Annotated in this window: 1 rRNA gene; it reads right to left on the reverse strand. The window is 57.2% G+C overall.

What is annotated here, in order from left to right:
* Window positions 1–21: 21 nt before the first annotated feature.
* Window positions 22–3,145, reverse strand: a 23S ribosomal RNA gene (locus ACFPP6_RS36285).
* Between the last annotated feature and the right edge of the window lie 58 nt (window positions 3,146–3,203).

Raw genomic sequence — 3,203 nt, forward strand, 5'->3', positions numbered from 1 at the left:
ACACAGTGGACGCGAGCAACTGAGGACAAGCCCTCGGCCTATTAGTACCAGTCAGCTCCAACCGTTACCGGTCTTCCACACCTGGCCTATCAACCCAGTCGTCTACTGGGAGCCTTACCCCATCAAGTGGGTGGGAGTCCTCATCTCGAAGCAGGCTTCCCGCTTAGATGCTTTCAGCGGTTATCCCTCCCGAACGTAGCCAACCAGCCATGCCCTTGGCAGGACAACTGGCACACCAGAGGTTCGTCCGTCCCGGTCCTCTCGTACTAGGGACAGCCCTTCTCAAGACTCCTACGCGCACAGCGGATAGGGACCGAACTGTCTCACGACGTTCTAAACCCAGCTCGCGTACCGCTTTAATGGGCGAACAGCCCAACCCTTGGGACCGACTCCAGCCCCAGGATGCGACGAGCCGACATCGAGGTGCCAAACCATCCCGTCGATATGGACTCTTGGGGAAGATCAGCCTGTTATCCCCGGGGTACCTTTTATCCGTTGAGCGACGGCGCTTCCACAAGCCACCGCCGGATCACTAGTCCCGACTTTCGTCCCTGCTCGACCCGTCGGTCTCACAGTCAAGCTCCCTTGTGCACTTACACTCAACACCTGATTGCCAACCAGGCTGAGGGAACCTTTGGGCGCCTCCGTTACCCTTTAGGAGGCAACCGCCCCAGTTAAACTACCCACCAGACACTGTCCCTGATCCGGATCACGGACCCAGGTTAGACATCCAGCACGACCAGAGTGGTATTTCAACGACGACTCCACCATGGCTGGCGCCACGGCTTCACAGTCTCCCACCTATCCTACACAAGCCGAACCGAACACCAATATCAAGCTATAGTAAAGGTCCCGGGGTCTTTCCGTCCTGCTGCGCGAAACGAGCATCTTTACTCGTAGTGCAATTTCACCGGGCCTATGGTTGAGACAGTCGAGAAGTCGTTACGCCATTCGTGCAGGTCGGAACTTACCCGACAAGGAATTTCGCTACCTTAGGATGGTTATAGTTACCACCGCCGTTTACTGGCGCTTAAGTTCTCAGCTTCGCCCCACCGAAGTGGAGCTAACCGGTCCCCTTAACGTTCCAGCACCGGGCAGGCGTCAGTCCGTATACATCGCCTTACGGCTTCGCACGGACCTGTGTTTTTAGTAAACAGTCGCTTCTCGCTGGTCTCTGCGGCCACCCCCAGCTCAGGAAGTAAATCCCATCACCGGAAATGGCCCCCCTTCTCCCGAAGTTACGGGGGCATTTTGCCGAGTTCCTTAACCATAGTTCACCCGAACGCCTCGGTATTCTCTACCTGACCACCTGAGTCGGTTTAGGGTACGGGCCGCCATGAAACTCGCTAGAGGCTTTTCTCGACAGCATAGGATCATCCACTTCACCACAATCGGCTCGGCATCAGGTCTCAGCCTTAACGTGTGACGGATTTGCCTACCACACGGCCTACACCCTTACCCCGGGACAACCACCGCCCGGGCTGGACTACCTTCCTGCGTCACCCCATCGCTTACCTACTACAAGTCTGGGTCGTCGGCTCCACCACTTTCCTTCACCCGAAGGATCCGGAACGGCTTCACGGACTTAGCATCGCCTGATTCGATATTGGGCGTTTCAAAGCGGGTACCGGAATATCAACCGGTTGTCCATCGACTACGCCTGTCGGCCTCGCCTTAGGTCCCGACTTACCCTGGGCAGATCAGCTTGACCCAGGAACCCTTAGTCAATCGGCGCACACGTTTCCCACGTGTGTATCGCTACTCATGCCTGCATTCTCACTCGTGAACCGTCCACAACTCGCTTCCGCGGCTGCTTCACCCGGCACACGACGCTCCCCTACCCATCCCAGCCCCCGTTGGGGGTATGTGCTGGAATGACACGACTTCGGCGGTACGCTTGAGCCCCGCTACATTGTCGGCGCGGAATCACTTGACCAGTGAGCTATTACGCACTCTTTCAAGGGTGGCTGCTTCTAAGCCAACCTCCTGGTTGTCTCTGCGACTCCACATCCTTTCCCACTTAGCGTACGCTTAGGGGCCTTAGTCGATGCTCTGGGCTGTTTCCCTCTCGACCATGGAGCTTATCCCCCACAGTCTCACTGCCGCGCTCTCACTTACCGGCATTCGGAGTTTGGCTAAGGTCAGTAACCCGGTAGGGCCCATCGCCTATCCAGTGCTCTACCTCCGGCAAGAAACACACGACGCTGCACCTAAATGCATTTCGGGGAGAACCAGCTATCACGGAGTTTGATTGGCCTTTCACCCCTAACCACAGGTCATCCCCCAGGTTTTCAACCCTGGTGGGTTCGGTCCTCCACGAAGTCTTACCTCCGCTTCAACCTGCCCATGGCTAGATCACTCCGCTTCGGGTCTTGGGCGCGCTACTCAATCGCCCTATTCGGACTCGCTTTCGCTACGGCTTCCCCACACGGGTTAACCTCGCAACACACCGCAAACTCGCAGGCTCATTCTTCAAAAGGCACGCAGTCACGACGCACCGAGCAAGCTCGATGCGCGACGCTCCCACGGCTTGTAGGCACACGGTTTCAGGTACTATTTCACTCCGCTCCCGCGGTACTTTTCACCATTCCCTCACGGTACTATCCGCTATCGGTCACCAGGGAATATTTAGGCTTAACGGGTGGTCCCGCCAGATTCACACGGGATTTCTCGGGCCCCGTGCTACTTGGGTGTCTCTTAAACGAGCCGTTGATGTTTCAGCTACGGGGGTCTTACCCTCTACGCCGGACCTTTCGCATGTCCTTCGCCTACACCAACGGTTTCTGACTCGTCTCACAGCCGGCAGACTATGAAAAAGAGATCCCACAACCCCGTATACGCAACCCCTGCCGGGTATCACACGCATACGGTTTGGCCTCATCCGGTTTCGCTCGCCACTACTCCCGGAATCACGGTTGTTTTCTCTTCCTGCGGGTACTGAGATGTTTCACTTCCCCGCGTTCCCTCCACACTGCCTATGTGTTCAGCAGCGGGTGACAGCCCATGACGACTGCCGGGTTTCCCCATTCGGACACCCCCGGATCAAAGCTTGGTTGACAGCTCCCCGGGGCCTATCGTGGCCTCCCACGTCCTTCATCGGTTCCTGGTGCCAAGGCATCCACCGTGCGCCCTTAAAAACTTGGCCACAGATGCTCGCGTCCACTGTGCAGTTCTCAAGCAACGACCAGCCACCCATCACCCAC

Origin of the sequence: Streptomyces aureoversilis (assembly GCF_042657885.1) — a bacterium.
In the GTDB taxonomy this organism is placed as follows: domain Bacteria; phylum Actinomycetota; class Actinomycetes; order Streptomycetales; family Streptomycetaceae; genus Streptomyces; species Streptomyces aureoversilis.